The 26,562-nt window shown below is 71.2% G+C and carries 21 protein-coding genes and 2 pseudogenes; 19 read left to right on the plus strand and 4 right to left on the minus strand.

Features of this window, described 5'->3' with window-relative positions; genetic code table 11:
- Positions 1-185 precede the first annotated feature (185 nt).
- Positions 186-2,153: a 2-oxoacid:acceptor oxidoreductase subunit alpha gene (locus BM076_RS21540; protein ID WP_093715299.1), complete on the plus strand. Its 1,968-nt coding sequence runs from the start codon at positions 186-188 to the stop codon at positions 2,151-2,153.
- Positions 2,150-3,232, plus strand: a complete 1,083-nt coding sequence (locus BM076_RS21545) for a 2-oxoacid:ferredoxin oxidoreductase subunit beta (protein ID WP_093715300.1) — start codon at positions 2,150-2,152, stop codon at positions 3,230-3,232. Before BM076_RS21540 ends, BM076_RS21545 begins: the two co-directional genes overlap by 4 nt.
- Positions 3,233-3,300: 68 nt before the next feature.
- Here the strand turns inward: BM076_RS21545 and BM076_RS21550 are convergent, their stop codons facing one another.
- Positions 3,301-4,008, minus strand: a complete 708-nt coding sequence (locus tag BM076_RS21550; RefSeq protein WP_177246545.1) for a GntR family transcriptional regulator — start codon at positions 4,006-4,008, stop codon at positions 3,301-3,303.
- A 450-nt stretch (positions 4,009-4,458) separates the two neighbouring features.
- On the opposite strand from BM076_RS21550, the gene BM076_RS21555 reads away from it, so the two are divergent.
- The 14 genes and pseudogenes from BM076_RS21555 to BM076_RS21620 form a co-directional block, all read left to right on the plus strand.
- A complete protein-coding gene (locus BM076_RS21555) occupies positions 4,459-5,565 on the plus strand; it encodes an ABC transporter permease (protein ID WP_093715302.1) in 1,107 nt (368 codons plus the stop codon).
- 3 nt (positions 5,566-5,568) lie between these two features.
- Positions 5,569-6,447 carry an ABC transporter permease gene (locus BM076_RS21560; RefSeq protein ID WP_093715303.1) on the plus strand — a complete coding sequence of 293 codons (879 nt, stop codon included), beginning with the start codon at positions 5,569-5,571 and terminating at the stop codon, positions 6,445-6,447.
- A 6-nt stretch (positions 6,448-6,453) separates the two neighbouring features.
- Positions 6,454-8,193 carry a dipeptide ABC transporter ATP-binding protein gene (locus tag BM076_RS38200; RefSeq protein WP_093715304.1) on the plus strand — a complete coding sequence of 580 codons (1,740 nt, stop codon included), beginning with the start codon at positions 6,454-6,456 and terminating at the stop codon, positions 8,191-8,193.
- Between the two features lie 47 nt (positions 8,194-8,240).
- Complete coding sequence (locus BM076_RS21570; protein WP_177246547.1) at positions 8,241-9,557, plus strand: NtaA/DmoA family FMN-dependent monooxygenase; 1,317 nt, start codon at positions 8,241-8,243, stop codon at positions 9,555-9,557.
- Positions 9,558-9,601: 44 nt separating this feature from the next.
- A complete protein-coding gene (locus BM076_RS21575; RefSeq protein ID WP_177246548.1) occupies positions 9,602-11,596 on the plus strand; it encodes an acyl-CoA dehydrogenase family protein in 1,995 nt (664 codons plus the stop codon).
- 64 nt (positions 11,597-11,660) lie between these two features.
- A complete protein-coding gene (locus BM076_RS21580) occupies positions 11,661-12,704 on the plus strand; it encodes an aldo/keto reductase (RefSeq protein ID WP_093715307.1) in 1,044 nt (347 codons plus the stop codon).
- An 81-nt stretch (positions 12,705-12,785) separates the two neighbouring features.
- Positions 12,786-14,360 (plus strand): ABC transporter substrate-binding protein, encoded by a 1,575-nt coding sequence (locus tag BM076_RS21585; protein ID WP_093715308.1) that lies wholly within the window; start codon positions 12,786-12,788, stop codon positions 14,358-14,360.
- A 75-nt stretch (positions 14,361-14,435) separates the two neighbouring features.
- On the plus strand, positions 14,436-15,110 hold the full coding sequence (locus BM076_RS21590) for an NAD(P)H-binding protein (protein WP_093715309.1): 675 nt from the start codon (positions 14,436-14,438) through the stop codon (positions 15,108-15,110).
- Positions 15,107-16,186, plus strand: a complete 1,080-nt coding sequence (locus tag BM076_RS21595) for a DUF7405 family protein (RefSeq protein ID WP_093715310.1) — start codon at positions 15,107-15,109, stop codon at positions 16,184-16,186. Before BM076_RS21590 ends, BM076_RS21595 begins: the two co-directional genes overlap by 4 nt.
- The gene (locus BM076_RS21600; RefSeq protein WP_093715311.1) at positions 16,183-16,902 is read left to right on the plus strand and encodes a hypothetical protein; all 720 of its coding nucleotides are present in this window, start codon (positions 16,183-16,185) and stop codon (positions 16,900-16,902) included. The genes BM076_RS21595 and BM076_RS21600 overlap by 4 nt, the downstream gene beginning before the upstream one ends.
- On the plus strand, positions 16,899-18,269 hold the full coding sequence (locus BM076_RS21605; RefSeq protein WP_093715312.1) for an LLM class flavin-dependent oxidoreductase: 1,371 nt from the start codon (positions 16,899-16,901) through the stop codon (positions 18,267-18,269). Before BM076_RS21600 ends, BM076_RS21605 begins: the two co-directional genes overlap by 4 nt.
- Positions 18,266-19,489 carry an acyl-CoA dehydrogenase family protein gene (locus tag BM076_RS21610; protein WP_218160102.1) on the plus strand — a complete coding sequence of 408 codons (1,224 nt, stop codon included), beginning with the start codon at positions 18,266-18,268 and terminating at the stop codon, positions 19,487-19,489. Before BM076_RS21605 ends, BM076_RS21610 begins: the two co-directional genes overlap by 4 nt.
- Before the next feature lie 140 nt (positions 19,490-19,629).
- Positions 19,630-20,193: a flavin reductase family protein gene (locus BM076_RS21615; RefSeq protein ID WP_093715314.1), complete on the plus strand. Its 564-nt coding sequence runs from the start codon at positions 19,630-19,632 to the stop codon at positions 20,191-20,193.
- 21 nt (positions 20,194-20,214) lie between these two features.
- A pseudogene (locus tag BM076_RS21620) lies at positions 20,215-20,574 on the plus strand (enoyl-CoA hydratase-related protein); the annotation flags it as partial.
- Positions 20,575-20,586: 12 nt separating this feature from the next.
- Here BM076_RS21620 and BM076_RS21625 read toward each other — a convergent pair.
- The gene (locus BM076_RS21625; protein ID WP_245796202.1) at positions 20,587-21,309 is read right to left on the minus strand and encodes a helix-turn-helix transcriptional regulator; all 723 of its coding nucleotides are present in this window, start codon (positions 21,307-21,309) and stop codon (positions 20,587-20,589) included.
- A gap of 124 nt (positions 21,310-21,433) precedes the next feature.
- Between BM076_RS21625 and BM076_RS21630 the strand changes: the two genes are divergently transcribed.
- Entirely contained in the window at positions 21,434-22,858 is a 1,425-nt protein-coding gene (locus BM076_RS21630; RefSeq protein WP_245796203.1) for an MDR family MFS transporter, read from the plus strand.
- 10 nt (positions 22,859-22,868) lie between these two features.
- Here the strand turns inward: BM076_RS21630 and BM076_RS35720 are convergent.
- Positions 22,869-22,949, minus strand: a pseudogene (locus BM076_RS35720) (short-chain fatty acyl-CoA regulator family protein); the annotation flags it as partial.
- Between the two features lie 234 nt (positions 22,950-23,183).
- On the opposite strand from BM076_RS35720, the gene BM076_RS21640 reads away from it, so the two are divergent.
- A complete protein-coding gene (locus tag BM076_RS21640; RefSeq protein WP_245796204.1) occupies positions 23,184-23,591 on the plus strand; it encodes a hypothetical protein in 408 nt (135 codons plus the stop codon).
- A gap of 78 nt (positions 23,592-23,669) precedes the next feature.
- On the plus strand, positions 23,670-24,161 hold the full coding sequence (locus BM076_RS37640) for a transposase family protein (RefSeq protein WP_456151211.1): 492 nt from the start codon (positions 23,670-23,672) through the stop codon (positions 24,159-24,161).
- A 41-nt stretch (positions 24,162-24,202) separates the two neighbouring features.
- Here BM076_RS37640 and BM076_RS21650 read toward each other — a convergent pair whose 3' ends face one another.
- Entirely contained in the window at positions 24,203-26,539 is a 2,337-nt protein-coding gene (locus BM076_RS21650; RefSeq protein WP_177246549.1) for an MMPL family transporter, read from the minus strand.
- Positions 26,540-26,562 lie beyond the last annotated feature (23 nt).

The raw sequence follows: 26,562 nt of genomic DNA on the forward strand, positions 1-26,562 counted from the left end.
GACCATCACCCGGCGCCGCCGGGGCAGCTGCGCCGAGTGTGCCGTCGCGGCAGCCCGGTCGACCGCGTGAACCCCCGCCGCCCCCGCCCGTACCCGACGGCGGGCACTCGCCGCGCCCGCGCCGTATCCATGTCCGCCCCCGCACCCACGCGTCCCCGGTCTCCGGGGCAGGGAGAGAAACCGATATGACCTCCGACACGACCGCGACCGCGGCAGCCGCGGCACCTGCCGCCGTCCGGCGGCACCGGGTGGTGATCCGCTTCGCCGGCGACTCAGGCGACGGCATGCAGCTCACCGGCGACCGGTTCACCGCCCAGGCGGCGCAATTCGGCAACGACCTGTCGACGCTGCCCGACTTCCCGGCCGAGATCCGGGCGCCCGCGGGAACACTGCCCGGGGTGTCGTCCTTCCAAGTGCACTTCGCCGACCACGACATCGTCACCCCGGGCGACCGGCCGGACGTCCTGGTGGCGATGAATCCGGCGGCGCTCAGGGCCAATGTGGGCGACCTGCCGCGGGGCGGCACGGTCATCGTCAACACCGACGAGTTCACCTCCCGCAATCTGGCGAAGGCCGGCTACGCCGCCGACCCGCTGGAGGACGGCTCGCTGAGTGCCCACCAGGTCCACAAGGTGGCGATGACCACCCTCACCCGCGGCGCGCTCGCCGGAACCGGGCTGGGCAAGAAGGACGCGGAACGGGCGAAGAACATGTTCGCGCTCGGCCTGCTGTCCTGGATGTACCACCGGCCCGCCGAGGGCACCGAGCGGTTTCTGCGCGCGAAGTTCGCCAGGTCGCCGCAGGTGGCCGAGGCCAATGTCCTGGCGTTCCGGGCCGGGCACGCGTACGGCGAGACCACCGAGGCGTTCGCGGTCACCTACGAAGTCGCGCCCGCCCACCCGGCGCCCGGCGAGTACCGGCAGATCACCGGAAACACCGCGCTCGCCCACGGCATCGTCGCCGCGGGCTGGACCACCGGCCTCCCCGTCTTCCTGGGCACCTACCCGATCACTCCCGCCTCCGACATCCTGCACGAACTGGCCGGGCACAAGGCGATGGGCGTCATCACCTTCCAGGCCGAGGACGAGATCGCCGGGGTCGGCGCCGCCCTGGGCGCGTCCTTCAGCGGCGCGCTGGGCGTGACCACCACGTCCGGGCCGGGCATCTGCCTCATGAGCGAGTCCATCGGGCTGGGCGTCTCCCTCGAACTGCCCCTGCTGGTGGTCGATGTGCAGCGTGGCGGCCCGTCCACCGGGCTGCCGACCAAGACCGAGCAGGCCGACCTGCTCCAGGCGATGTTCGGCCGCAACGGCGAGTCGCCGGTCCCGGTGATCGCTCCCCGTTCGCCCGGTGACTGCTTCCACGCGGTACTGGAGGCCGCGGCCGTCGCGGTGCGTTACCGCACGCCGGTCATGGTGCTGTCCGACGGTGCGCTCGCCAACGGTTCCGAACCGTGGCTGATCCCCGACGCGAACAGCCTGGAGCCGGTGGACCCGGACCTGGCGACCGGGCCCAACGCCCCCGACGGATCGGGGGAGTTCTGGCCGTATCTGCGCGATGAACGCACATTGGCGAGGCCCTGGGCGGTACCGGGGACGCCCGGTCTTGAGCATCGGATCGGCGGGCTGGAGAAGCAGGACGGCAAGGGCGGCATCTCCTACGACCCGGACAACCACGACCGGATGGTCCGGCTGCGGCGCGCGAAGATCGACGGCATTCCGGTGCCGGAACTGGAGGTGGACGATCCGCCGCTCGCCGACACCGACTCCACTGTCGGTTCCGGCAGCGGCCCGGGCGCGGACCGGGCCGACCTGCTGGTGCTCGGCTGGGGCTCCACGTACGGCCCGATCACCGCAGCGGCGCGACGGGTCCGCGGGCTTGGACACCGGGTGGCCACCGCGCACCTGCGGTATCTCAACCCGCTGCCCGCCGGCCTCGGTGACGTCCTGGCCCGGTACCGCACGGTGCTGCTGCCCGAGATGAACCTCGGTCAGCTCGCACTGCTGCTGCGCGCCCACCACTTGGTGGACGTCATCTCGTACACCAAGGTGTCGGGACTGCCCTTCCGCGCCGAGGAGTTGCAGGACGTCTTCCTCGACCATCTCGATCGCGGTCCCCGTGCAGATGGCATGTCCTTCAGGAGGAGCCGATGAGCGTCGATCCGGTCATGCCCGCGCTTGGCGGGCTCGGTCTGGTCCCCACGCGGGACGGCAGGCAGTCCGTCCGGGACTACACCGCCGACCAGGAAGTGCGCTGGTGCCCCGGTTGCGGGGACTACGCGGTCCTCGCCGCGGTCCGCCAGTTCCTCCCGACGCTTGGGCTGCGACGGGAGAACATCGTCTTCGTCTCCGGGATCGGCTGCTCCTCCCGTTTTCCGTATTACCTGAACACCTATGGGATGCACTCCATCCACGGCCGCGCGCCGGCGATCGCCACCGGCATCGCCGTCACCCGGCCCGACCTGAGTGTGTGGGTCGTGACAGGTGACGGCGACGCGCTGTCCATCGGCGGCAATCATCTGATCCACGCGCTGCGGCGGAATGTGAACCTGAAGATCCTGCTGTTCAACAACCGGATCTACGGGCTCACCAAGGGGCAGTACAGCCCGACGTCGGAGGTCGGCAAGATCACCAAGTCGACTCCTGCCGGTTCGCTGGACCTGCCCTTCAACCCGGTCTCCTTGGCGTTGGGCGCGGAGGCCGGCTTCGTCGGCCGCGCGCTGGACTCCGACCGCGCGCAGCTGACCGAGGTGCTCGGCGCCGCCGCCGCGCACCGCGGCTCGGCGCTGGTGGAGATCTACCAGGACTGCCCGGTCTTCAACGACGGCAGCTTCGACGTGCTGCGGCGCCCCGAGGAACGCGAAGAACGGCTGATCCCGGTCAGGCACGGGGAGCCGATCCGCTTCGGGACACCCGCCGACGACGGCCTCGGGCGCTGGGCGGTAGTGCGCGACGGCTTTACCCTGAAGGTCGTGGCAGCGGCCGCCACGGACCCGGAGCGGGTGGTCGTCCACGACGCGACGGACCACACTCTGGCCTTCGCCCTGTCCCGGCTCTCCGACCAGGAGCTGAACCACACCGTCACCGGCGTGCTGCGCGGCTTCCGCCGTGAGACCTACGACGACGCAGTCCGCGCCCAGCTCGACCGCGCGGGGCGCACCACCGGTCCCGAGGCCCGGCAGGCGCTGCTCACGGGCCACGACAGCTGGACGGTGCGGCCGAACACGGACTGACGGGCCGTACGCCGGCCCCGCGCGGCCGGTTCGTCCGAGCGCACTGAACCGAGTGGATCAGAGCCGCCTCAGGGGCGGGCCGAGGTGTCCTGGCGTTGCAGCAGCACGGCCACCCGGACATCGCGGATCCGGGAGAGGTGGTCCCGCATGAGGTCGTGGGCCGCGGTGCGGTCGCGGCCGAGGACGGCGCGGACGATCGCGGCGTGCTCCTTGAGCGTGACGGAGACGATCTCGCGCTCATTGGTCTGCTGATGCACCGAGTACAGCTGGATGCGGGTGTCGAGAATCGTGAGCAGTTCGCTGATCGTGCCGTTGTGGCCGGCGGCGCGGATCGTGACGTGCCACGTACCGCTGACCTGATGGAGTTCTTCGACGTCGGTCAACTCGGAGATGCGCCGCTCCAGCGCCTTGAGGAGTGCCGCGTCCATGGGGGTGTGCCGCTCCGCGGCCAGGGCCGCGATCTCGCTCTCCAGGGTGATCCGGGCCTCGTAGATGTCGAGCAGTTCCTCGGGGCTGCTGCGACGGACCCGGAAGCCGCGGGGCAGCCGCTCGAGGAGACCCTCCTGCGCCAGCCGGCCGAGCGCTTCCCGGATCGGCGTCCGCGAGACGGCGAGCCGCGAGGTGAGCTTGGTCTCCAGGAGCACGTCGTCCGGCGCGAACTCGCCGTTCAAAATCGCGTGCCTGATCTCCGAGTAGGGGTTCTTTCCGGCCGCATCGGCGAGTGGTTCAGCGGCATCAGTGTGGTCGATGTCTGCTCCGAGGACTCTGGTGCCCATGGCGTTCATCATGCCATGAGCGGTCGGGGTGAGTTGGCCGGAAACTCTTGCCGTGCATACGTTGGAGGCCCTAACGTATACGCATGGTCGGAGTGAAGGAGGTACGCATGAGTGTCGACGCGCAAGCGCCGCGGGCGACCAGCCCGATGCTCACCGTCCGCCTGACCATCGACCTCATGCGCTCCGCCGACTATTGCTGTAGTCGCGGCTGACCTTGATCGCCGTCGTGCTCTGAGGCGTCACTGCCCCGAGCCGTACCGCTGATCGGTCTTCTCCCGCCCGCCTCGCTCCGCGGGCGGCACCGTGAAGTGCCCCTTTTCTCTGCCTTCCTGCCCGGATGATGCCGACGGACGCGATTCCGTCGCCACCCGGCAAGCCCCAGGACGCCCGCCGAGCCCCCGTGTACCCGCCCTCGCGGCGGGACGGTGACCGTCGCGTGCTCCCTCCCTCATGCCATGGAGCCGACGCCTGCCGCATCGGGGCAGCAGGCGGAGATCGCCCGCGCTCGCATCGACTCCCGCACCGACTTCCGCCGCCAACGGCGGCGGGCTGCCTCCCGAGGAATCAACCGTGCCTTCACCCTTCGCCCCTCCCGACGGCGGCGGCATCCGGCCGCGTACACGTCGCGCCCCTGTCCCGCCGCTTTACGTCGCACAGCGACTCGCCCAAGGTGTGGTCACCGTCGTCGCCGTCGTGGCCGTGGTCTTCCTGCTCCTTCACCTGACCGGCAATCCGGCCCGCGTGGTCTCGCCGCCGGATGCGACGCAGGACGAGATCGACCGGATCGCCCACGCCTACGGCTTCGACCAGCCGATCGCGCAGCAGTTCGTGCTGTTCTTCGGCAAAGCGTTCACCGGTCACTTCCCCGACTCCGTCACCTACGGCGCCTCGTCACTGGGCGTCGTACGGGACGCGATCGGCCCCACCCTGCTGCTCGCGGGCTCGGCCTTCGTGCTCGGAAACCTCATCGGCCTGGTGATCGGCTATCTTTCCGCCGAGGCACGGTGGCGGCCGCTGCGCCGCGTCCCGATCGTGCTGGCGCTGATCGGGCAGGCGGTGCCCGCCTTCTATCTCGGCCTGCTCGCGGTCCTACTGCTCGCTGTCCGGCTCCACTGGTTCCCGACCGCGGGCTACGGCTCGTTCAGCGCGACGGTACTGCCGACCCTCGTGCTCACGGCCAGCATCGTGCCCGGCATCACCCGGATCTACCGGGCCCAGATTCTCGAGGTCCGTGACGACGACCATGTGGTCACCGCTGTCGCCAAGGGCATCTCCCCGCTTCAGGTGAGACTCCGTCACATCGCCCTGAACGCCCTCGGCCCGGCGGTCGCGCTGATCGGGCTCCAGCTCGGCGGTGTGGTCGCCGGTGCGGTGACCGTGGAGGTGATCTTCAACTGGCCAGGAATGGGACAGCTGTTGGTCAGTTCGATCAACGGCCGTGACTACGCCGTCGCCCTGACCGCCGTCCTGTTCATCGCCATCGGCTTCGTCGTCGCCACCGTCCTCGCCGACCTGGCCGCCGCGCTGGTCGATCCCTTCGGCCACCGGAGGCGGTGACCGATGACCGAGACCGCCCTCGCCGACGCCGCGCTCGCCGAACGGGAACTGTCGCGCGTTCCCGTCGCGCACCGGACGCCGACCAGGATGCTGCTGATCGCCGGCCCCTTCGTGATCGTGCTGCTGCTCGCCGTCGTCGCGCCCCTGCTGGCACCGCAGTCCCCGTACGAGCAGCATTTGGACGCCATCTCCCTCCCGCCCGGCGGCGGGCACCGGCTGGGTACGGACAGCCTCGGCCGCGACGTCCTCAGCCGGGTGCTGTACGGCGGCCGTCCGCCGGCGCTCATCGGAATCGCGGCCGTCGCGGTGGCCCTGACCGTCGGCGTTCTGCTCGGCCTCATGGCGGGCTACCGCGGCGGCCTGGCCGACGCCGTACTGAGCCGGGTGGCCGACATGCAGCTGTCGGTGCCCGGAGTCGTCCTCGCGATCTTCATCCTCACCTTCCTCGGCGGCGGGCTGCGCAACGTGGTCGTCGTCATCGCCCTGGAGTCGTGGCCCCTGCACTACCGGGTGGTCCGCACCCTGACGATCGGCACTCGCAACCGTGCCTACGTCGAGGCGGCGCGGACCGTAGGGCTGGGCCAACTCACCATCCTCCGGCGGCACATCCTGCCCGCAGTCCTGCCGAGCCTGGCCGTCACAGCCACATCCAACTTCGTCATGGCCGTGCTCACCGAGGCGAGCCTGAGCTTCCTCGGCCTCGGTGTGCAGCCGCCGACACCCGACTGGGGCTTCATGATCAGCGACGGCCGCACGCTCATCGTCTCGGCCTGGTGGATCTCGGTGTTCCCCGGGATCGGACTCTTCCTGCTGCTGCTCGCCGTCCAGCTCTACGGCGACGGGCTCGCCAAGTCCCTTTCCCTCCAAAGCCTGCGGCGGTGAACCGAGTTGACCAATGACACGATCACGGACAGCGCGCCCGCGGACGACCGCGCCCGCGGCCATAGCGCGACCGACGAGGCCATCGTCGTCCGCGACCTGCGCGTCGATGTCCGCGGCCACTTCGCCGGCGGGCCCCGCACCGTCCTCCACGACATCTCCTTCACCGTCCGATCGGGTGCGTCCTTCGGGATCGTCGGCGAGTCCGGCTCGGGGAAGACGCTGACGACGCGAGCCCTCGCCGGTCTGCTGCCCTCCGCCGCGGCGGTGAGCGGCGGCTCGATCCGGGTCCTCGGCGAGGAGTACGCCAACGCCTCCGCCGACCGGTGGCGAGAATTGCATCAGCGGTCGGTGGGCGTCGTCTTCCAGAACCCGATGACCTCGCTCAACCCGCGGATGACGGTCTTCGCGCAACTGCGTGAGGCGCTGCCGTCCGGGCGCTCGCGCGGCAGGACCACCGACGCTCGGCGTGTCCTCGAACTGCTGGACTCTGTCCGGGTCCCGGCCGCCGCCGAGCGGCTGCGCCAGTACCCCCACGAACTGTCGGGCGGCATCGCACAGCGGGTGGCGATCGCGATGTCGCTCGCCCGGAATCCGTCCATCCTCATTGCCGACGAGCCGACCACCGCACTGGACGCGACGACCCAGACGCAAGTGCTCGATCTGCTCGACGAACTGCGGACCTCCAACGCGCTCACCGTCGTACTCGTCTCGCACGACCTGGACGTCGTGCGCGACAGGTGCGACCACGTGGCCGTGATGCGGGCGGGCGAGATCGTGGAGAGCGGCACAACGGCCGCCGTCGTGACCGCGCCCACAGCCCCGTACACCCGGGAACTGCTCGCATCGACGCCCGCCGCGCTCACGAGCCGGCGCGACCGGCACACCGCGGGGCACCGTGACTTCGGCGGCAAGGACACACCGGTCCTGGAACTGACCGACGTCAGCAAGTCCTTCGGCCGGGCCCGGCGGCGCGGCGACCGGACACAGACGTGGGCGGTGGACGAGGTGTCGCTCGCGGTACGCCCTGGCGAGATCGTCGGTCTGGTGGGGGAGTCGGGCTCGGGAAAGACGACCACCGCCCGGATCGCCATCGGCCTGGTCGAACCCGACCGGGGTGAGGTCCGGTACGACGGCGTGCCGGTCCGCGGCGGCGGCCGGGACGCCCGCGCCCAGTGGCGTAACAAGGTCCAGTTCGTCTTCCAGGACAGCTACTCGGCGCTCAACCCCCGGTACACGGTGGGTCAGTGCGTCCTCGAGCCGCTGCTCGGCGGCCGGCGGCCGAGCACGGACGACGAACGGGAACGGGCCCGCCGCGTCCTGACGGAGGTCGGCCTCGACCCCGACTTCACCGACCGGCGCCCGCACCAGCTCTCCGGTGGCGAGCGGCAGCGCGTCGGCATCGCGCGGGCGCTCGTCAAACAACCGCGCCTCATCATCGCCGATGAGCCGGTCTCCGCGCTCGACGTCACCGTCCAGCGGAAGATCCTCGACCTCATCGTCGAGCTGAACCGCAAGAGCGGCACGGCGTTCCTGGTGATCTCCCACGACCTGGGCGTCATCGGCTACCTGTGCGACCGCGTCGCGGTCATGCAGGACGGCCGGATCGTCGAGCACGGCCCCGTGGACGACGTGCTGCGCAATCCCCGGGCCGACTTCACCCGGCAGCTCACCAGCGGCCTGCGTCGGCCGCCGCACGGACCCGAGCCCGATCCCCTTCCCTCCGCGGCCGTGGACGTCACCTCATGACGAGCGACACCGGCCCCCGTTCCAGGAGATTCCAGGAGCCCCATCCCATGACCCCACCCCGCCGACTGCACCTCGGCATCAACGTCACAGGCGTCGGAGGACACAACGGCGCCTGGCGACGTCCGACGGTCGATCCGACCTCCTCCTACTCGGTCGAATTCTTCTCGCGGACCGCCCGGCTCGCCGAGCGCGGACTCTTCGACGCCTTCTTCCTCGCCGACGTCCCCCGGCTGGCCGGCGACTACGCCACCCAGCCGCCGGGACAGAGCTTCGACCCGGTCACCGTGCTCGGCGCGGTCGCGCGCGACACCGAGCGGATCGGACTGGTCGCCACCGTCTCCACCACCTGGCACCACCCGTACGAACTGGCGCGGGCGTTCCTGACGCTGGACCGCATCTCGCACGGACGCGCGGGCTGGAACATCGTCACCAACCACACACCCGAGGTCGGGCTGAGCCACGGGCTCGACCGGATGCCCGAGAAGGCCGAACGGTACGCGCGGGCCGACGAGTTCGTGGACGTCGTACTCCGGCTGTGGCAGACCTGGGCGCCGGACGCCGTGGTCGCGGACAAGGACACCGGTGTGTTTGCCGACCCGACGCGGGTCAGGACCGTCGACTTCACCGGCGCGCACTTCGCCGTCCAGGGCGGCTCCACGGTGCCGAGTTCACCGCAGGGCCACCCCGTACTCGTCCAGGCCGGAGCCTCTCCCGAAGGCATCGAGCTGGCCACCCGCTACGCCGACGCGGTCTTCGCCGCGACCAGCGAGGTGACAGTGGCCTCGGACTACGCGGCCAAACTGCGCGCCGCGGCCACGCGCGCGGGCCGACGCCGGCCACCGGTGCTCGTACTGCCCGGTGTCGCTCTCGGCCTCGCCTCGACCGACGCGGAGGCCGTACGGCGACGGGAGGAGCTGGACGCCCTGGGCGACATCACCAAGAAGGTGGCCTTCCTCGCCGGCCGCCTGGGCATCGATCCGGAACTGCTGGAACTCGACGAACCCGTGCCGCTGCGCCACGTCGACTTCGAGGCACAGGCCCGGAGCAACTCCGAGGGCTTCCTGCTCTCCACCCTCGCCGCCGCCCGCTCCGGCCGCACCGTCCGCGAGATCATCGCCGGAGGAGCGGGACACCACTCCCTGATCGGCTCCCCGGAGAGGGTCGCCGACACCTTCGAGACATGGTTCAAGACCGGCGACATCGACGGGTTCAACCTGATGTTCGACGTCGTGGACGAGGGTCTGCCGCTCTTCGTGGCCGAAGTCGTCCCCCTGCTCCAGGAACGCGGCCTGTTCAGAACCGAATACGAGGGCACCACCCTCCGCAGCCACCTGGGACTGCGCAACCCGGAGTGGTCCCGATGACGGCCCTCTCCGCCGGGACGCACAGCGCGCCCACACAGTCCCCGGTGGCCACCGGGTCTCGGGCCGACACCGTCACCGTTGGAGACGGCGCCGGATCCGTCAACCGCGTCGGCGAGACCTACAGCGCCCGTACAACACCGGTCGACGGCATCGTCGGGGCGCTCCACGAGCTGGCGGAGCGGCCGTCCGCGGACGCGGGCCGCTCCGACGCCGTCATCGCACTGGCCGACCGGCTCGTCGGCCTGCGCGCGGACGCTGCGCTCGCCGACGTCGTGCCGGTACTGGCGTCGATCGCGAGCGTGGACGTCCCCGCGGCCCTGCACGCAATCGCCAGGCTGCGGCAGACGGAGCCGGAGCGGCCGTCGCCGCGATGGCCGGAACTGCCCCTGCTGCTCGACCGGTTGGGGGACGCGGCCGTCCTCACGGGCATCGCTCTGGCGGCCTCCCGGGAGGCCGCGGCGGACTTCGGCCGGGCCCGCGAGGCCATCACGCCCGAGGACGAGCCGCTGGCCCTGGAGGCACTCGGACGCCGGGAAAGCCACTACTGGGCGGCCGCCGGCACGCTGCTTCAGGCGGCGCAGCGGGTCGAGGGAGCCTACGGACATCCCGGCCGCCGCAGGGCCGCAAGCGCTTCGGTCGAGAGCGCGGCCGTCGTGGCGGCGACCATCGTCGACCACTCGCCTGCGATCGGTGCCCTGCCGCCGCGACCGGTCGCAGCCGCCCGCCTGCTCGCCGACCTGCGCCGGCTGCGTACTCCCACCCCGGTCGCAACAGCACAGCGCGTGCTCGGCGCGGAGATCGCGCACGCCCGGCCGAACGCCGATACGACGCGGCGCGCGCCCCGCCCGGTCGGCAACGTGCCCGTGGAGTACGGCTCGACCGCCTACGCCGACCTGCTGGGCGAGATCGCCGAACGGTCCCGGGGCCGGGAGGAACAGGCGGAGGGCTTCACCGATCTGGTGCAGCTGCTGCGCGGGTCCGGTCTCGGCGGCTTCCGTGTGCCGCGCGAGTACGGCGGCTCGGGCGGCACTCTGCCCGAGCTGCTGGTGATCGTCGCCGACATCGCCGAGCGCAATCCCAACCTCGCGCATATCGTCCGCACCCACTTCGCGTTCGTCGAGGCACGGTTGCGCTCCACCCGCTCGGCCGAGCGCGAGCGCTGGCTCCGCGAGGCCGCCGCCGGAGTGCTCTTCGCGAACCTCGCGGGCGAGCTGACGGCCACCGTCGTCGGCGCCGGGGCCCGCCACAGCACCGAACTGGTCGACACCGCCGCGGGACCACGCCTGCGGGGACGGAAGTTCTACAGCACCGGCAGTCCCTACGTCGACCGGCTGGCCGTCTCCGCGAGCCACCGCGACGGCGCCGTGCTCGCCGTCGTCCCGGTCACCCGCGCCGGCGTCCACCGGGTCGGCGACTGGGACGGGTTCGGCCAGGTGCTCACCGGCTCCGGGACCACCGAGTTCACCGATGTCGAGGTGCGGCCGGACGAGATCATCGCGGGCGGGCCCGCGTCGGGGGAGGCGGTCAGGTACTTCGTGCTGGGCCAGATATACATCCTGGCCATCCAGACCGGCATTCTGCGGGCGGTCGTCACCGACGGCCGGGCCCTGCTCCATCGACGCACCCGCACCTTCTCGAACGCCGCGGCCACCTCGCCGGTCGACGATCCGCAACTGCACCGTGTGCTGGGCGGCCTCGCGGTGTGGGCCGAAGCGGCCGAGGCGCTGGTCCAGTCCGCCGCCAGGGCGCTGGACGACGCGACGGACGCACTTGTCTCCGGTGCGCACGACCCGTACCTGGCACGCGAATTCGCTCTGCGGACGGCGAAGGCCAAGGTCGTCCTGGACGACGTGGGACCGCGGGCCGCGAACGCGATCTTCGACCTTGGCGGCGCCTCGGCGACCCGGCGGCTGTACAACCTCGACCGCCACTGGCGGAATCTGCGCACCGTCTCCACCCACAATCCGGCCGCCACCAAGGCGCGCGTCCTCGGCGAGTACCTCGTCGATCCCGCCGTCGAGTTCCCGGCGCTGTGGTGATCGCTGCCTTCCCGGCACACCTCCGCCCAGCACTCGTGAAGCCCACGACAGATCAGGAAACGGCATGACCCACCGACAGCTCGGCACCACCGGCGTCCGCGTCAGTCCTCTGACACTCGGCGCCCTCAACTTCGGCAAGAAGACGCCCCAGCAGTACGAGGACAGCAAGGCCGTGCTGCACGCCGCCCTCGACGCCGGCATCAACATCATCGACACCTCTGACTCCTACCACGCGGGCGAGTCCGAGGAAGTCGTCGGCGAAGTGCTCCGGGAGCGGGGCCGCGACGACATCGTCGTGGCGACCAAGTTCAACCGGCCCAACGGCGACGACCCCAACCGCCGCGGCAACTCGCGCCGCTGGATCTTCCACGCCGTGGACGCCAGCCTCAAGCGCCTGGGCACCGACTGGATCGACCTCTACCAGGCCCACCGCCCCGATCCCGACACCGACATCGCCGAGACCGTCGACGCGCTCACCGACCTGGTGCGTGCCGGAAAGATCCGCTACTTCGGCACCTCCACCTTCCAGGCCCACGAACTGGTCGAGGCCCAGTGGGCCGCCGCGGACCGGCGCCTGAACCGGCCTGTGACGGAGCAGCCGCCGTACTCGATCCTGGTGCGCGGCATCGAGCGTGCGGTGCTGCCTGTCGCGCGCGAGCACCGCATCGCCGTCCTGCCGTGGAGCCCGCTCGCCGCCGGCTGGCTCTCGGGGAAGTACCCCGACGCCGGAGGCCCCGAGTGGTCCCGGCGGCTCGCCCGCCAGCCGCACCGCGCCGACCCCTCGAACGCGGCCAACCAGGACAAGGCCGCCGCGGTACGGGAGCTCACCCGGCTCGCCGACGAGGCCGGCCTGTCGCTGATCCACCTCTCGATCGCCTTCGTGCTCCAGCACCCGGCGATCACCAGCGCCATCATCGGCCCGCGCACCGTCGATCACCTCAAGTCCGCCCTCGACGCGCCGCAGGCCGTGCTCACCACCGACGTGCTCGACCGGATCGACGCGATCGTGCCGCCCGGCACCACGGTCAACCCGACCGACGACGGGCATGTGCCGCCGTCGCTGACCGATCCCGCGCTGCGCCGTCGCGCCGTCCCGTCCTCCGGCTGACCCCGACACGCGTCCCGGTCGCCTCTCCGCACAGTCCCTCTCCGCACAGTCCCTCTCCGCACAGGCCAAGGAGCACCACCCGTGTCACGTCCCCGTTCCCCGTTCCGCCGCCGGGTTCTCCGCCGCCGGACCGCCGTTGTCCTGATCGCACCGGCCCTCGCCGTGAGCATGGCCGCCTGCGGCGGCTCCAGCACCACCGGCGCGACCGGTGGCAAGCAGCGCACCGTCGTCATCGCCGTGCCCGCCGACGTCACCAGCCTCGACCCCGGTCTTGCCTCGGGAAGCAAGAACAGCCTGACCCTGGTCCGGGAGTTCTACTCCTCACTGACCCAGTTCGACCGCACCGGGAAACTCGTCGGTGACCTCGCCACCTCCTGGAGACAGGACGGGCCCGACGCCTGGACGTTCACGCTGCGCCCCGGCGCGAAGTTCCAGGACGGCGAGGCGCTCGACGCCAGCACCGTCGCCTGGAATTTCGAGCGGGCCAAGAAGGACGCGAAGCTCACCGCCGCCCAGCGCATCGTCTCCGCGGTCACCGAAGTCAAGGTCGTCTCGCCCACCGAGATCACCTTCACCACCGGCAAGCAGACCTACCTCAACTTCCCCGGGCTGGTGAGCGGTTGGCTGTTCCTGCCGGAGAAGTGGACAGCGGCCCACAATCCCAACACCGAGGTCGACGCCTCCGGCCCCTACCGGCTGACCTCGTTCAAACCCAATGGATCGGTCGGGCTCACCGCCAACACCGTCTACTACGGCACCAAGCCGGCTCTGAAGAGCGTCCGCTACCAGGTCTTCAGCGACCAGTCGTCGCTGATCTCCGGACTGCTCGGCGGTTCCATCGACGTCGTGCCCGGCCTCGACCCCAGCCAGCTCGAACAGATCAGGGCCACCGGCAAATACACCGTCGGCGGAGTACCCGGCCTGCGGATCCACTACCTGTCGATCAACACCAGCAAGAAGCCGTGGGACGACGTCCGCGTGCGGGAGGCCGCGACCATCGCGATCGACCGCGCCACCATCACCAAGACAGTGCTCAAGGGCTACACGGTCCCCGCCAACCGGCAGCTGTTCTCGCCGACGTACAACGGCTACCAGAAGGACCTGACGCCCTGGCCGTACGACCCGCAGAAGGCCGAGCAACTGCTGAAGGACGCGGGCGCGGTCGGCACCAAGGTGCAGATCTCCCTGGCCGCCTACCAGTACGCGGGCAGCCAGCGCACCTCCGAGGTGATCGCCGACGAGCTGAACGCCGTCGGGTTCGACGCCAAGGTCGAGGTGCTGCCGATCGCCCAGTGGAGCGACAAGAAGGCGACCGACGCGACCGCGGCGGCCCTGACGTACAACGGCGAGGCGTCACCGTCGAACTCCAGTGCCGAAGTTCTCACCCACTACGAGTCCTCGGTCATCTTCCCGACCTCCAACCTGCGCGGCCCGCAGGACAAGACCCTGGACGACGACATCGTCAAGGCGTGGACCGCCTCGACGCTCGACGAGCGGGCGACATACGTCAAGGCGGCGACCGACCGGATCACCAGCACCTTCCGGGCCATCGACCTGTGGCAGCAGCCCCAGACCTTCGCCGCGGCCAAGGACCTCTCCTACACCCCGCGCGCCGACGACCTCGACCTCGCCTACGAGATCGGCTGGGCCAAGTAGCCGACCCCGTACGGCCGTTCACCGACCTGGCCCAGGACCTCCTGGGCCACCACCCGACCTTTTCCGGAGCCCCCGATGCGACTGCTCGAACTCACTCCTCTCCTGCGCGGCCCCCAGCCGGGCGGCGCGATCATCGACACCAGGCCGTGGAATTCCGCGGACGCCGTCCGCTCCGCCGCCGCCGAGCGCGGCCACCGGCTGACCCGGCTGGAGCCGGGCCCGGCAGCGGCCGGGCCCGTCACCGATGCGCTGGCCGGCGCCGACGGCGTGGTCATCGCGCCGCAGTCGACACCGCAGCCGGACACTGCGACCGCCGGCCGCGACCTGGCCGCGGCCCTGCTGCCGCTGATACAGGCCGCGGCTCCGACCGCGCACATCGTGCTGGTCAGCCACTTCCTGGTCGGCCACGGCCGCAACCACCCCAACGGCAAGCCCGGCACCTGGGCGCTGCGCGACTTCGAGCACGCACTGCGCGCCGGGGCCTCCGGCTGGACGATCCTGCGTCCCACCTGGCTCTCGCAGGATCCGCCCGGGTCGTACGCGGTACGCCTCAGTCAGGACCCGCTCGCCGACGGGCTCGTCACCTCCAGCGACATCGCGGCTGTGGTACTCACCGCCCTCGAATCGCCGCATACCGCGCGCGGGCTGACCGCCGCGATCCACAACGTCCCGGTGACGCAGCCGGTCGCGGACACCGGCGGGTTCTTCGCCGGCCTGCTGCCCGACGCCGAGTTCGCGGGGGCCCGATGACCACCGCGCCGGCGCTCACCGACTCCCAGCACGCCTGGGAGTCCACCTTCCGGCACGACGACCTCGGACGGCCGCTGCCGCCGAAATTCCACCGGCTGCTGTTCGTGAACGCCACCGCCACCCCCGGTGCGGCCGGCGCGGCACGGCTGGAGGCCGTGCTCCGCCGGATCGACCGGCGCCACCCATGGGGGCCCGAGGGACTGCTCTTCCTCGTCGGCTGGTCGCCGGGCTGGTTCGAGCGGCACACCGACCGGACTCCGCCGGTCAACCGCGCCGTGAAGATGGCACGTTGGGAGGACCCGGCCATCGACGACTTCGACGGCTTCCTCCATCTCGCCGGCGACCGCGAGGAGATCGTCGAGGAGATCGCGGCGGGACTGTTCTCGGACTCCGACCTCGACGTGCGGGAGCACCTCCAACTGGCCGAGACCCGGACCGGCTTCGTGGGGGAGGGGCTGCCGCGCGAGCGGCTCGCCGAACTCGACATTCCCGAACAGTCCCCGCTGCTGCTCGGCTTCCGCTCGGTACTCAGGGGCAGCCAGGCCCCCGAGCCGAACATCACCATCGCCGAAGGCCCCTACACCGGCGGTACCACCGCCCACGTCAGCAGGATCGAGCTGAACGTCGCCCAGTGGCACACCCGCCCGCGCGACGAGCAGAGCGCGCTGCTGTACGCGCCGACGGTCCGCGCCGCCGAGGCCGACGCCTTCCACGACGACGCCCGCAGCGACTACGACCGCGCCGACCAGACCCTCGCCGAGCACGGCGTCATCGGCCACGCGCAGGCGGCGGCCCGCGCCCGCGTCGGCGACGTACCGCTGATCAACCGCCGGGACTTCGCGACGCTCGACGGCGGCGTCCCCGGCACGCACTTCGTGTCCCTGCAAAGGGAGTTGCGGGACTTCAACAACACCCGGGCGATCATGAACGGCGCCGACGCCGCCGCCAGGAACGCCCGCGTCGGAGTCCGCCACCGCAACGGCATCAATGCCTTCATGAATGTCACCCGCAGGGCCACCTACATCGTGCCGCCCAGGCCACTGCGCTCCTTCCCCTTCGTGAGAGGTGCCCGATGACCGCCACCGTGCCGACCGGTGTGCACTCCGTACCCACCGGACCCGGTCGCGCCGATCCCGCACGGGGCGACGCCGTGTTCGCCGATCCCACGCTGCAGTCGGTGGCCGAGATCCTGGCGCCCGGCGCGGTCCCGGCACTCGACAGCGGGACCGCACTCCTGCGGGAGGCGCTCGACATCCTCCAACAGGCCAGGATCACCTCGCTCGTGGTCGACGCGGCACGCGGGTCCGCGGTGCGCGGCCTCGAACCCGATGCGGTGGCCGACGCGCTCTCGGCCCTCCATCCCGAACTCGGGCGGCTGATCGGTGAGCACTTCGCCGTGTCCCGTCTCGCCCTCGACACGCCCGGCCGGACCGTGCACGCCGACGTCCGCCGGCTGGCCGGGGACGTGGGCCGCGGCCTGCTGGTCGGCGCTGCCCCGGCCGCACGGCTCGACTGGAGGGAGCCCGAGGGGAACGGCGACCTGCTGGCCACCGGCACGATCGGGCCGCGCCCCGCCCCCGGAGCCGTCGACGTGATCCTCGTCCCGCTGCCCGCCACGGACCCGGTGCGCCCGGTGGCCGCCGTGCCGACCTACCGGCACGGCATCTCCACCGACGACAGCGGCCTCGTACGGTTCGACGGCGTCACCGTCCTGCGCGAGGAAGTGCTCGGCCTCGACCACGACGAGGTCGCACGCGCGGTCGCGCCCTGGCACGACGGCGGCGGACGGTGAGCGCGACCAGCAGGGGGACCCGCGGCACCCGCGGTCTGCACCTGAACGCCTTCCTGCAGTTCGTCGGGCACCATGAGGCGGCCTGGCGGGTCGGCCGCGCCGGGCCGCACGCGGGCTGGGACGTCGCGCACTACCGGCACCTCGCCCGCGTCGCCGAGCGCGGGCGGATGGACGCGGTCTTCTTCGGCGACAGCCCGGCGGCCTACGGCTCGGACCACTCCGAGCTGGCCCACCGCCCGCTGGCCAGGCTCGATCCGACGGTTCTGCTCTCCGACCTCGGGGCGAGCACGTCGAACATCGGCCTCATCGCGACGGCGTCGACGACGTACACCGAGCCGTACGAACTGGCGCGCAGACTGGCCAGTCTCGACCATGTGACCGGCGGCCGGTCGGGCTGGAACATCGTCACGACCTCATCCGCCCACGCCGCCCGGAACTTCGGGCTCGACGGCCATCCGGACCATGCGACGCGCTACGAGCGTGCGGCGGAGTTCCTGGAGGTCGCTCTCGCCCTGTGGGGGAGCTGGCCGGTCGACGCGGTCCTCGCCGACCGGGTTCGCGGCCGTTTCGCGGACGCGGACCGGATCCGTGCCATCGACCACGTCGGCGCGCGCTTCCGCGTCGCCGGACCGCTCAATGTGCCCCGGCCGCCGCAGGGACACCCCGTCCTCGTACAGGCCGGTTCCTCGGCCGACGGGATCGCCTTCGCCGGTCGGTACGCGGAAGCCGTCTTCACCGCCCGGCTCAATGCCGAGGGCGCCGAGGCGTTCGCGGACCGGCTGCGCGCCGAAGTCGCCGCCGCCGGGCGGGATCCGCGCGGTGTCCTGATCCTGCCGGGCCTGGTGCCGGTCCTCGGCGGTACGGAGGCCGAGGCACGTGCCGCCAAACGGCGGCTCGACGAAGCGGTGGTGCCCGGCTCCATCCTCCCGGCGGTCTCCCGGCTGCTCGGCATCCCGCTCACCGAGGCCGACCTCGACCGGACCCTGCTCCCCGGCGACCTGCCCGACGGCGCCGGCGAGCGGGGCAGCCGCTCGGCGCTCGTCCAGGAGCTTCTCGGCGGAGCGCGGTTCACGGTCGGGGAACTCGTCGTCCGTTACGCGGCGGGCCGGGCGCACCTGGAAGTGACCGGCACCCCCGAGCAGGTCGCCGATGTCATCGAGGACTGGTACCTGCGGGGCGCGGCGGACGGCTTCAACATCATGCCGCCGGTCTTCCCCGAAGGACTCGAGGACTTCGTCGACCACGTCATACCGATCCTGCGCCGCCGCGGACTCTTCCGCACCGACTACGAGGGAACGACCTTGCGCGATCACTACGGGCTCCCGGTACCCGAGCCCCACGACACCAGTCGGAAGGCGCCGCGATGACACACCCACCGGCCACCTCCACGAGCACGGACATGGGACCCGCCCCCGCTCCGCCGGACGTCGGCGACGCCGTACTCGCCCCACTCCTCGCCCGGATCGCCGAGGGAGCGGCCCGGCGGGACCAGGAGCGGACACACCCGTTCACGGAGATCGCCGCGCTGAAGGCGGCTCGCGTCGGCGCGGTGCGCGTGCCCAGGCCGCTCGGCGGCGCGGGGTGGAGCGTGCGGTCCTTGCTGACCTTCGTGATCCGCCTCGGCGAGGCCGACCCCAACGTGGCGCACGCGCTGCGCAACCACTACGCGTTCGTCGACGGCCTGCTACGCGACCCCGGCACAGTGACGGCCCGCCGCTGGCTGGGCGAGGCCGCGCGCGGCACCGTCTTCGGCAGCGCGGCGACCGAACTGAGCAGCGGCACGGTCGGTGCGCAGCAGTTCCGCACGACGCTCACGCCCGACGGGTCGGGATACCGGCTCAACGGCACGAAGTTCTACAGCACCGGCTCGCTGTACGCCGACTGGATCACCGTCCCCGCCGTCACCCCGGAAGGCGACGTCGTGACGGTGGCCGTCCCCGGCGACCGGACCGGCGTGCACCGTGACGACGACTGGGACGGCATCGGCCAGCGGCTGACCGGGACCGGCACGACACGTCTGGAACGGGTCCGCGTCGAGGCCGACGAAGTCCTCTCGCGACGCGCCGCCGACGCACCCCGCACACCGCATCGGGGTGCCCTGAGCCAGCTCTACCTGACCGCGGTCGTCGCCGGAATCCTGCGCGGCATCGTCGCCGACGGCGCCGCCGTCCTGCGCTCCCGCCGCCGTACGTACGCGCACGCACACGCGGACAGCCCGGCCGACGACCCGCTGCTCCAGCTCACGATCGGGCAGATCGACAGCGCCGCGTACGCCGCACAGGCCACCGTGCTCGCCGCCGCGGACGCGCTCGACGCCCACGCCGAGCACCCGGGCGAGGAACTGGCCCACGAAGCGTCGCTGCACGCCTCACGCGCCAAGATCGTCGTGGATCGACTGGGCCTCCAGGCAGCCTCGGCGGTGTTCGACGTCGGGGGCGCCTCGGCGACCGCACGCGGCGCGGGGCTGGACCGGCACTGGCGCAACATCCGCACCCTGGCCTCCCACAATCCCGGCGCCTACAAGGCGCAGGCGATCGGGGACCACGCCGTCAACGGCACACCGCTGCCACCGAGCGGCTTCTTCTAGACACGGCCGGGCGGCGGCGAGCGGGCCACGGGCCCGAGCCGCCGCGTCCGGACGCGTCCGGCGATTCCGGTCCGCCGCCGCCCATGTGACGCCCTGTCGCATCAGGAATGTCAGGAACCAGACCAGGAAGCGGTACACCCATGTCCCGATCCACCCAGGACCTCCGCGCGGCCGGCGCCGACGGGCCCGTCCGGCCGGCCCAGCAGTTGTTGTCCCCAACGGAATTGCGGCGGGTCTTCGGCGCCTTCCCGAGCGGCGTGACCGCCATAGCCGCGCTCGTGGACGGCAGGCCGGTCGGCCTGGCCGCCAGCTCGTTCACCTCGGTCTCGCTCGATCCGCCGCTGCTGTCGGTCTGCGTGGCCCACACCTCGACCACCTGGCCGCTGCTCGCCGGCCGCGCCCGCCTCGGCGTCACCGTACTGGGCGCGGAACAGGAGCGTGCCTGCGCCCAGTTGGCCTCCCGCGGCAGCGACCGGTTCGCCGGCCTCGACTGGCACGCCACCGAGGACGGCGCCGTGGTCCTGGACGGCGCGGGCGCCTGGTTCGACACCAGCGTCGAGCGGCGTATACCGGCCGGCGACCACGACATCGTTCTGCTGCGCATCCACGGCCTGGACGCCGACCACTCGGTGCCGCCGCTCGTTTTCCACGCGAGCCGCTTCCGGAGGCTGGAGCAACTCGACAGCGCTCGGCGCACGGCATGACCGGCCGCGGCGGAGCCGGACGCGTGGGACCGGCTCGGCGCCCTGCGCACGCCGACCCTCGCCGCGGTCTCCGGGTACGCGCTCGGCGGCGGCTGCGAGCTGGCCATGCTCTGCGACATCCTGCTCGCCGCCGATACCGCCGTCTTCGGGCAGCCCGAGATCAAGCTCGGCGTCATCCCCGGCATCGGCGGCTCCCAGCGCCTGACCCGCGCCGTCGGTAAGGCCAGGGCCATGGAGATGTGCCTGACCGGCCGCACCATGGACGCCGCCGAAACCGAACGCGCCGGTCTCGTCTCCCGGATCGTCCCCGCCACCGCCGACCAGAAGGAGGGCATGGCGGCCTTCGTCGACAAGCGGCCACGGGACTTCACACACCGGTGAATCGGTTCGGGATCAGGGGAGATAGGTGCCGGGCGTTTGGCCGGTGACCCGGCGGAACGCGGCGATGAACGCGCTGGGTTTGCGGTAGCCGACCGCTCGGGCGGTGGCGTTGACCGAGGTGCCTTCGGCCAGCATCGGGACGGCGGCGCGGATGCGGACGTGGGTGCGCCAGGTGATGAAGCTGAGCCCTGTCTCGGCGCGGAACAGCCGGGACAGGGTACGGACGCTGGTATGGATCTGATCGGCCCATACGGCGAGTTCACGCTGGTCGGCGGGGCGGGCGATGAGCCGTTCCGCGATCACACGGATTCGCGGGTCGGCGGGCATCGTCACATGGATGTGATGCGCGGGCAGGGGGGTGAGCAGCTGCAACATGAGTGCCTCGGCGCCCGGACGGCTGCGGTCGTCGGGCGTGATTCGGTGCAAGTGGGTGATGATCTCGCCCAGCAGCGAACCGACGGTGAAGCAGGTCGGTTCGGCCCAGGTGATGGGGCAGCGGTCGGGGGAGAAGGTGATGGTCAGCATTTCGCCCGCGTGCAGTACGGAGCCTGAGTGCTCGATGCCGCCGGGTACCCAGAGCCCGTAGCCGGGCGGGATCAGCCAGTCGCGGTGAGCGACGGTCCCCCTCAGCGTCGCGGTCGAACTCCACGTGAGCATCGGTTCGGGGTGCGCGTGCAGATGCAGCACCTCGTCGTCCCGGGCGGTGTCGCGATCGATGCACAGGATGGGCGACACCGGGTTGTCCGATCGAGGGTATCGGTCGTCCTCTGTACGCACAGAAGCCAGCCTAACTTAGGTGTACCTAACGCAAGGAGTGGCTGATGAGTGACGTGATGACCGGAATCAAGGCGGTGCGGACGTGACCGTCCCCGTCGAACCGTTCTCGCCCGCCCTGCGCCGGTCGGTGGGGGTGGTGATGATCGGCGCGTCGCTGTCGTTCCTGGACTCGACGGTCGTCAACGTCGCGCTGCACACCCTCTCGGTCGACCTGCACGCCGGACTGGGGACCGTGCAATGGGTGGTGACCGCGTACCTCCTCGCGCTCGCCGCGGTCATCCCCCTGACCGGTTGGGCGGCCCGCCGGTTCGGCGCCGCTCGGCTGTACGTCGCCGCGCTGACGGTGTTCACCGTCGGGTCGGTGCTGTGCGCGTGCTCGCAGAGCGTGGGAATGCTGATCGCCTCTCGCGTACTGCAGGGCGTCGGCGGCGGGGCGATCATGCCGGTCGGCACCATGATCTGGACCGCGCAGTCCTCGAAGGCACAGATGGGACGGGTGATGGCGCTGATCGCGGTGCCGATCGTGCTCGCCCCGACGCTCGGACCCGCCATCGGCGGTCTGCTCATCCAGGGCATCGGCTGGCGTGCGATCTTCTGGCTCAACATCCCCTTCGGCGTCGTCGGCGTCCTGCTCGCTCTGCGGCTCCTGCCGATGCCCAGGGGCGGCGACGCGGGACGGGTGGATGTGATCGGCCTGGTCCTGGCCTCCGCCGGGATCGTGGGCGTCACCTACGGATTGGCGGAGGTGGGCGTCGCGGCCGGGCTGGACACGGAGGCCGCGGTCGCGCTGCCGCTCGGACTGGCGGCCCTGGCCGGCTTCGTCCTCCACGCGCTGCGGGCCGAGCAGCCGATGCTCGACCTCCGGCTGTACGCCAACCGGGCTTTCACCGCCGCGTCCGCCGCCCAGTTCGCCCTGGGCGCCGCGAACTACGGCGGGATGATCCTCATGCCGCTGTACTTCCAGACCGTTCGCGGCGACGGAGTGATCCTCGCGGGGCTGCTGCTCGCACCGACCGGCCTTGGCGCGCTGCTCTCCGCGCCCTTCACCGACCGCTACAGCGCCGGGGCCACCTCCCTTGCGGGCGCCGTCGTTCTGGTGGTCTCGACCGTCCCGTTCGTGTTCCTGACCGCGACCACCTCCTACGTCCTGCTGTGCGTCGTGATGGTGGTCCGCGGCGTCGGGTTCGGGCTGTCGATCATTCCGGCGATGACCGCCGCCTACCAGGCCCTGCCGCCGGACAAGATCCCCGACGCCACCCCGCAGCTCAACGTCCTCCAGCGCGTCGGCGGCGCGATCGGCACCGCCGTGCTCACCGTCGTCCTCACCGACCGGCTCCGGCACCGGTCCGGACCCGCCGCGCAGGCCGACGCGTTCGGATCCACATTCGTGTGGGTCCTCGCGATCGCGATCGCCGCGGCCGTGCCCACGATCCTGCTCGCCCGCGTCGAGTACCGTGCCCGCCGCCAGGCCGCCCCAGTGTCAGAGGCGGCCGACTCCAGCCTCTGACACCGGGCGCACCGCGGGCCGGGGGGCGGGCGCGCTGGGCGCAGTCGCGGCGTTCGCAGATGCGGCAGCCGAGGCCGATGGGGGTGGCTGCGCCGATCTCCGGCGGCCGGCCCACCACGGCCCCCTCGGTATCCGGGGCCGGCCCGGCGTCGTCCGCTTCCAGAGGGATAACCAGGGGCTTTTGCCGGCGGCCCCGGAGCGGAATCGATAACTGACAGCACGGCTCGACGCACCGGCGTAGGACCGATCCCGTAGCACTTCGGTCCCGGGCCGCCGGCGATCACGGTCGGCTGGCAGAGCAGGTGCCGGCGCGGACGACGCTCGCGTGTGGGATGAGCGGCTGGGCTGGGCGTTCGAGCTGATAGCGGATGATTTGGCCGCGAGAACCGCGGCGCTTGTTCGTCTGGCTGAGGCCCAGAGGAAGGTCGCGGACGCACTCGGCCGGTCCAACGAGATGTGGTGGCTGACGCGGCCTCTGGGAGTGGACGAGCAGTACCGGGAGCCGGCGTTTCTGCAGGCTCGCCAGAAGTACCAGCAGGCCCAGAGGGGTTCGCTACCTGATGGGTTGTGGAATTCCCCTGTGGGAGAGGACCCGGCCACGTCGCCGCGGCTGCCCTATGTGTTGCTTTTCTTGGAGCGGGAGGCGAGGTACCCGCAGGAGTGGACCCGGCATGCGAAGTCGTGGGGTACGAAGCAGAGCCTGATCCGGGATCTGGCCCGCCGCATCCCGTGATCATGGAGTGCTCTACGCCCCGTAACCCGCCTGGAAATCGTGCCCGTCGACGCATCAACGTCGATCCCGTCCGCAGAGGTGCCCGATCTCCTGGAGCGGCTGGCCCGGGTGCCCGACCCACGCGATCCGCGCGGAGTGCGGCACGCGCTCGCCGTCGTCCTCACCTTGACTGCGTGCGCGGTGCCGGCCGGGTCGACCTCCCTGCTCGTGGTCGGCGAGTCGATCGCCGACGCCCCGCCGCACGTGCTGGATAGGCTCGGTGTGCGCTCCGTCCCGGTGCTGCCCCAGCGGCGGTCCCAGTGCGAACCGCGGGGCCGGCCTTCGTCCGTTGGGCTTGCGACGGCCGTTACTTCAGCGCGTCGGGCTCCGTTGCGTCGCCGGGCCTGGCGACGTACAGGGCACGGTGCCGCCAGGTGCCGCTGCAGCGGGGGTTGGGGCACGAGCGGGTCTCCCACACGCCGTCCTCGGAGAGTGCGCCGCACCCTGACCGACGCGCAGACTTGCTCCTCGGCTTGGCATGGTGGGGCGACAGGGGCCGTGTTCCCACGCGCCCTCGTCCCCGGGGCATGACCCGGGGACGGACGAAGACGGGGCGCGGCCCAAGCCGGAGGTTACTCCGGTAGCGGTTCCAGTTTCGCGGGCGCCTCGGTGTCGTCCCGCCCCTCGATGGAGACATGGGGGGTGATCCGGTCCAGCCAGGCCGGGAACCACCAGTTGGCCCTGCCGAGCCACTGCATGATCGAGGGGACGAGCATTGGCCGGACGATGAAGGCGTCCAGGAGGACCGCGCTGGCGAGGCCGAGGCCGAGCAGCTTGATCACGAGTCCGTCGCCGAGGAGGAATCCGCTGAACACGGTGATCATGATGAGGCCGGCCGCGGTGATGATGCCGCCGGTCTCGGACAGGCCGACGGTGACGGCCCGGTGGTTGTCGCGGGAGTGGACCCACTCCTCGTGGATGCGGCTGACCAGGAACACCTGGTAGTCCATGGACAAGCCGAAGAGGATGGCGAAGAACAGGACGGGCAGGAACGCGTCGACGGGTCCGCCGGATCCCAGGCCGAGCGGCTCGCTGAACCAGCCCCACTGGAAGACCGCCACGACCGCGCCGAACGAGGCGCCGGCCGCGAGCAGATTCATGGTCGCCGCGGTGGCCGCGACGACGACGCTGCGGAAGGCCGCCATGAGGAGCAGGAAGGACAGCCCGACCACGGCGAGCACGAAGTAGATCATCTTGGCGGCCAGCGCCGCGGAGAAGTCGACGAACACCGCCGTGTCGCCGTACACGTACACCTGTGTGTCGCCGCCCTTGTGCAGGGGCGGCAGGATGTTGTTCCGGAGGTTCTCGACCAGGTGCACGGTACTGGCGTCCTGCGGACCGCTGACCGACTTGAAGGTGACGAAGGCGATGTCCTTGCCGACCGGGAGCGCGGTGATGCTCGCCTTGTCGACGTCGGGAACGGTGGCCAGCGTCCCGGTGAGCTGGGTGAGGAACGCCTTGTCGGTCGCCCGCGAACCACCGACGACCAGTTGCAGGTTGGAGTTGTACCCCTTGCCGAAGGCGTCCCTGATGAGGTCGTAACCCTTGTGACTGGTCGATGCGGCGGGGGTGTTGCTCTGGTCGGGGTGGCCGAGCCGCAGGGAGAAGAACGGGATCGCCAGGACGGCCAGGAGCACTGCCGCGAAGACACCGACGATCAGTGAGCGGCGCTGTACGAACGTGGCCCAGCGCGTCCACAGGGGCGGGCGGGCCGAGGCGTCGCGCCGCGCGGCGAGCCGTGCGGTGGCCCGCCGCAGCACCCACCGCAGGACGTACAGCGCCCAGAACAGGACGCACACCGGCGGGATGACGCACAGCAGGAGGGTGACCCGGCGGTCCGACGGCAGTGCCTCGCGCTGCGAGCGCGGGAGCGCGCGGCGGCCCAGCAGGGACAGTGTGGCGGGGAGCAGCGTCAGCGATGCCAGCATGGTGAGGCTGACGGCGATGGAGGTGCCGATGGCTACGCCGTAGAGGAAGCTCGTGGCCAGCGCACACAGACCGAGGATGGCGATGCAGACGGTGATGCCGGCGAACAGCACCGCCCGGCCGGAGGTGTTGAGCGCGTTGACGATCGAGTCCTCGACGCTCATGCCCCTGAGCAGATTGCGGCGGTGTCTGGTGACGATGAACAGGGCGTAGTCGATCCCCACCCCGATCACCATCAACTCGGCCAGGGCGGAGGTGAAGTCGGTCACCGGCATCGCATGGGTCAACAGGGCGATCAGCCCGAGACCGCAGCCGAGAGCCGCCGCAGCGCTGATCATCGGCAGGAGTGTGGCCCCGAATGTGCGGAAGACGATCGCCAGGATGACGAGGGCCGCCAGGAAGCCCAGCGTCTGGGGTGAGAGCGCGGGTGTGGAAGCGTCGACGCTGTCGAAGGTGTCGCCGGTGAACTCGATGTGGAGAGTGTCGGACCGCAGGCTCTTCAGGTGTTGGTACACGACTTTCGGCGTGGAGTCGGAGGGCTTCGGCTCGTTGAAAGCGACCTCGACTATCGCCGTGGTTCTGTCCCGGCTGATCAGATCGGGCCGCGGTGCGGCGTCGTCCCTGCCGTCGGCGGCCGTACAGGCGGCCGTCCCCCACGGTGTGGTGATCGTAGCGACATGAGCTGCGCCGACTCCGCAGACCGCGGCCTTCGCCCTGCTGACGAAGTCCGCGGGTTCGGTCGTCAAGTCCCCTTTCCCGGAGTGCAGTACGAGCGTGCCGGTCGGGTTGTTCTGCTCGGCGAGATTCGCTCCGGCCAGCAGATCGGAGGCGGCCTGGGACTCGGTCCCCGGCAGTTTGAAGTCGTCCTTGTACGTCGCGCCCCCGGCCGAGGAGGCCAGAATCTGGATCAGCACGATCGCGGCTGTCCAGCCGACGATGACCCACCACCGATGGGCGATCGCAAATCTCGACAGAGCTTTCATCGGGTCTCCGCAGGGTCGGCCGC

Source organism: Actinacidiphila alni, assembly GCF_900112845.1.
Classification (GTDB): Bacteria; Actinomycetota; Actinomycetes; order Streptomycetales; family Streptomycetaceae; genus Actinacidiphila; species Actinacidiphila alni.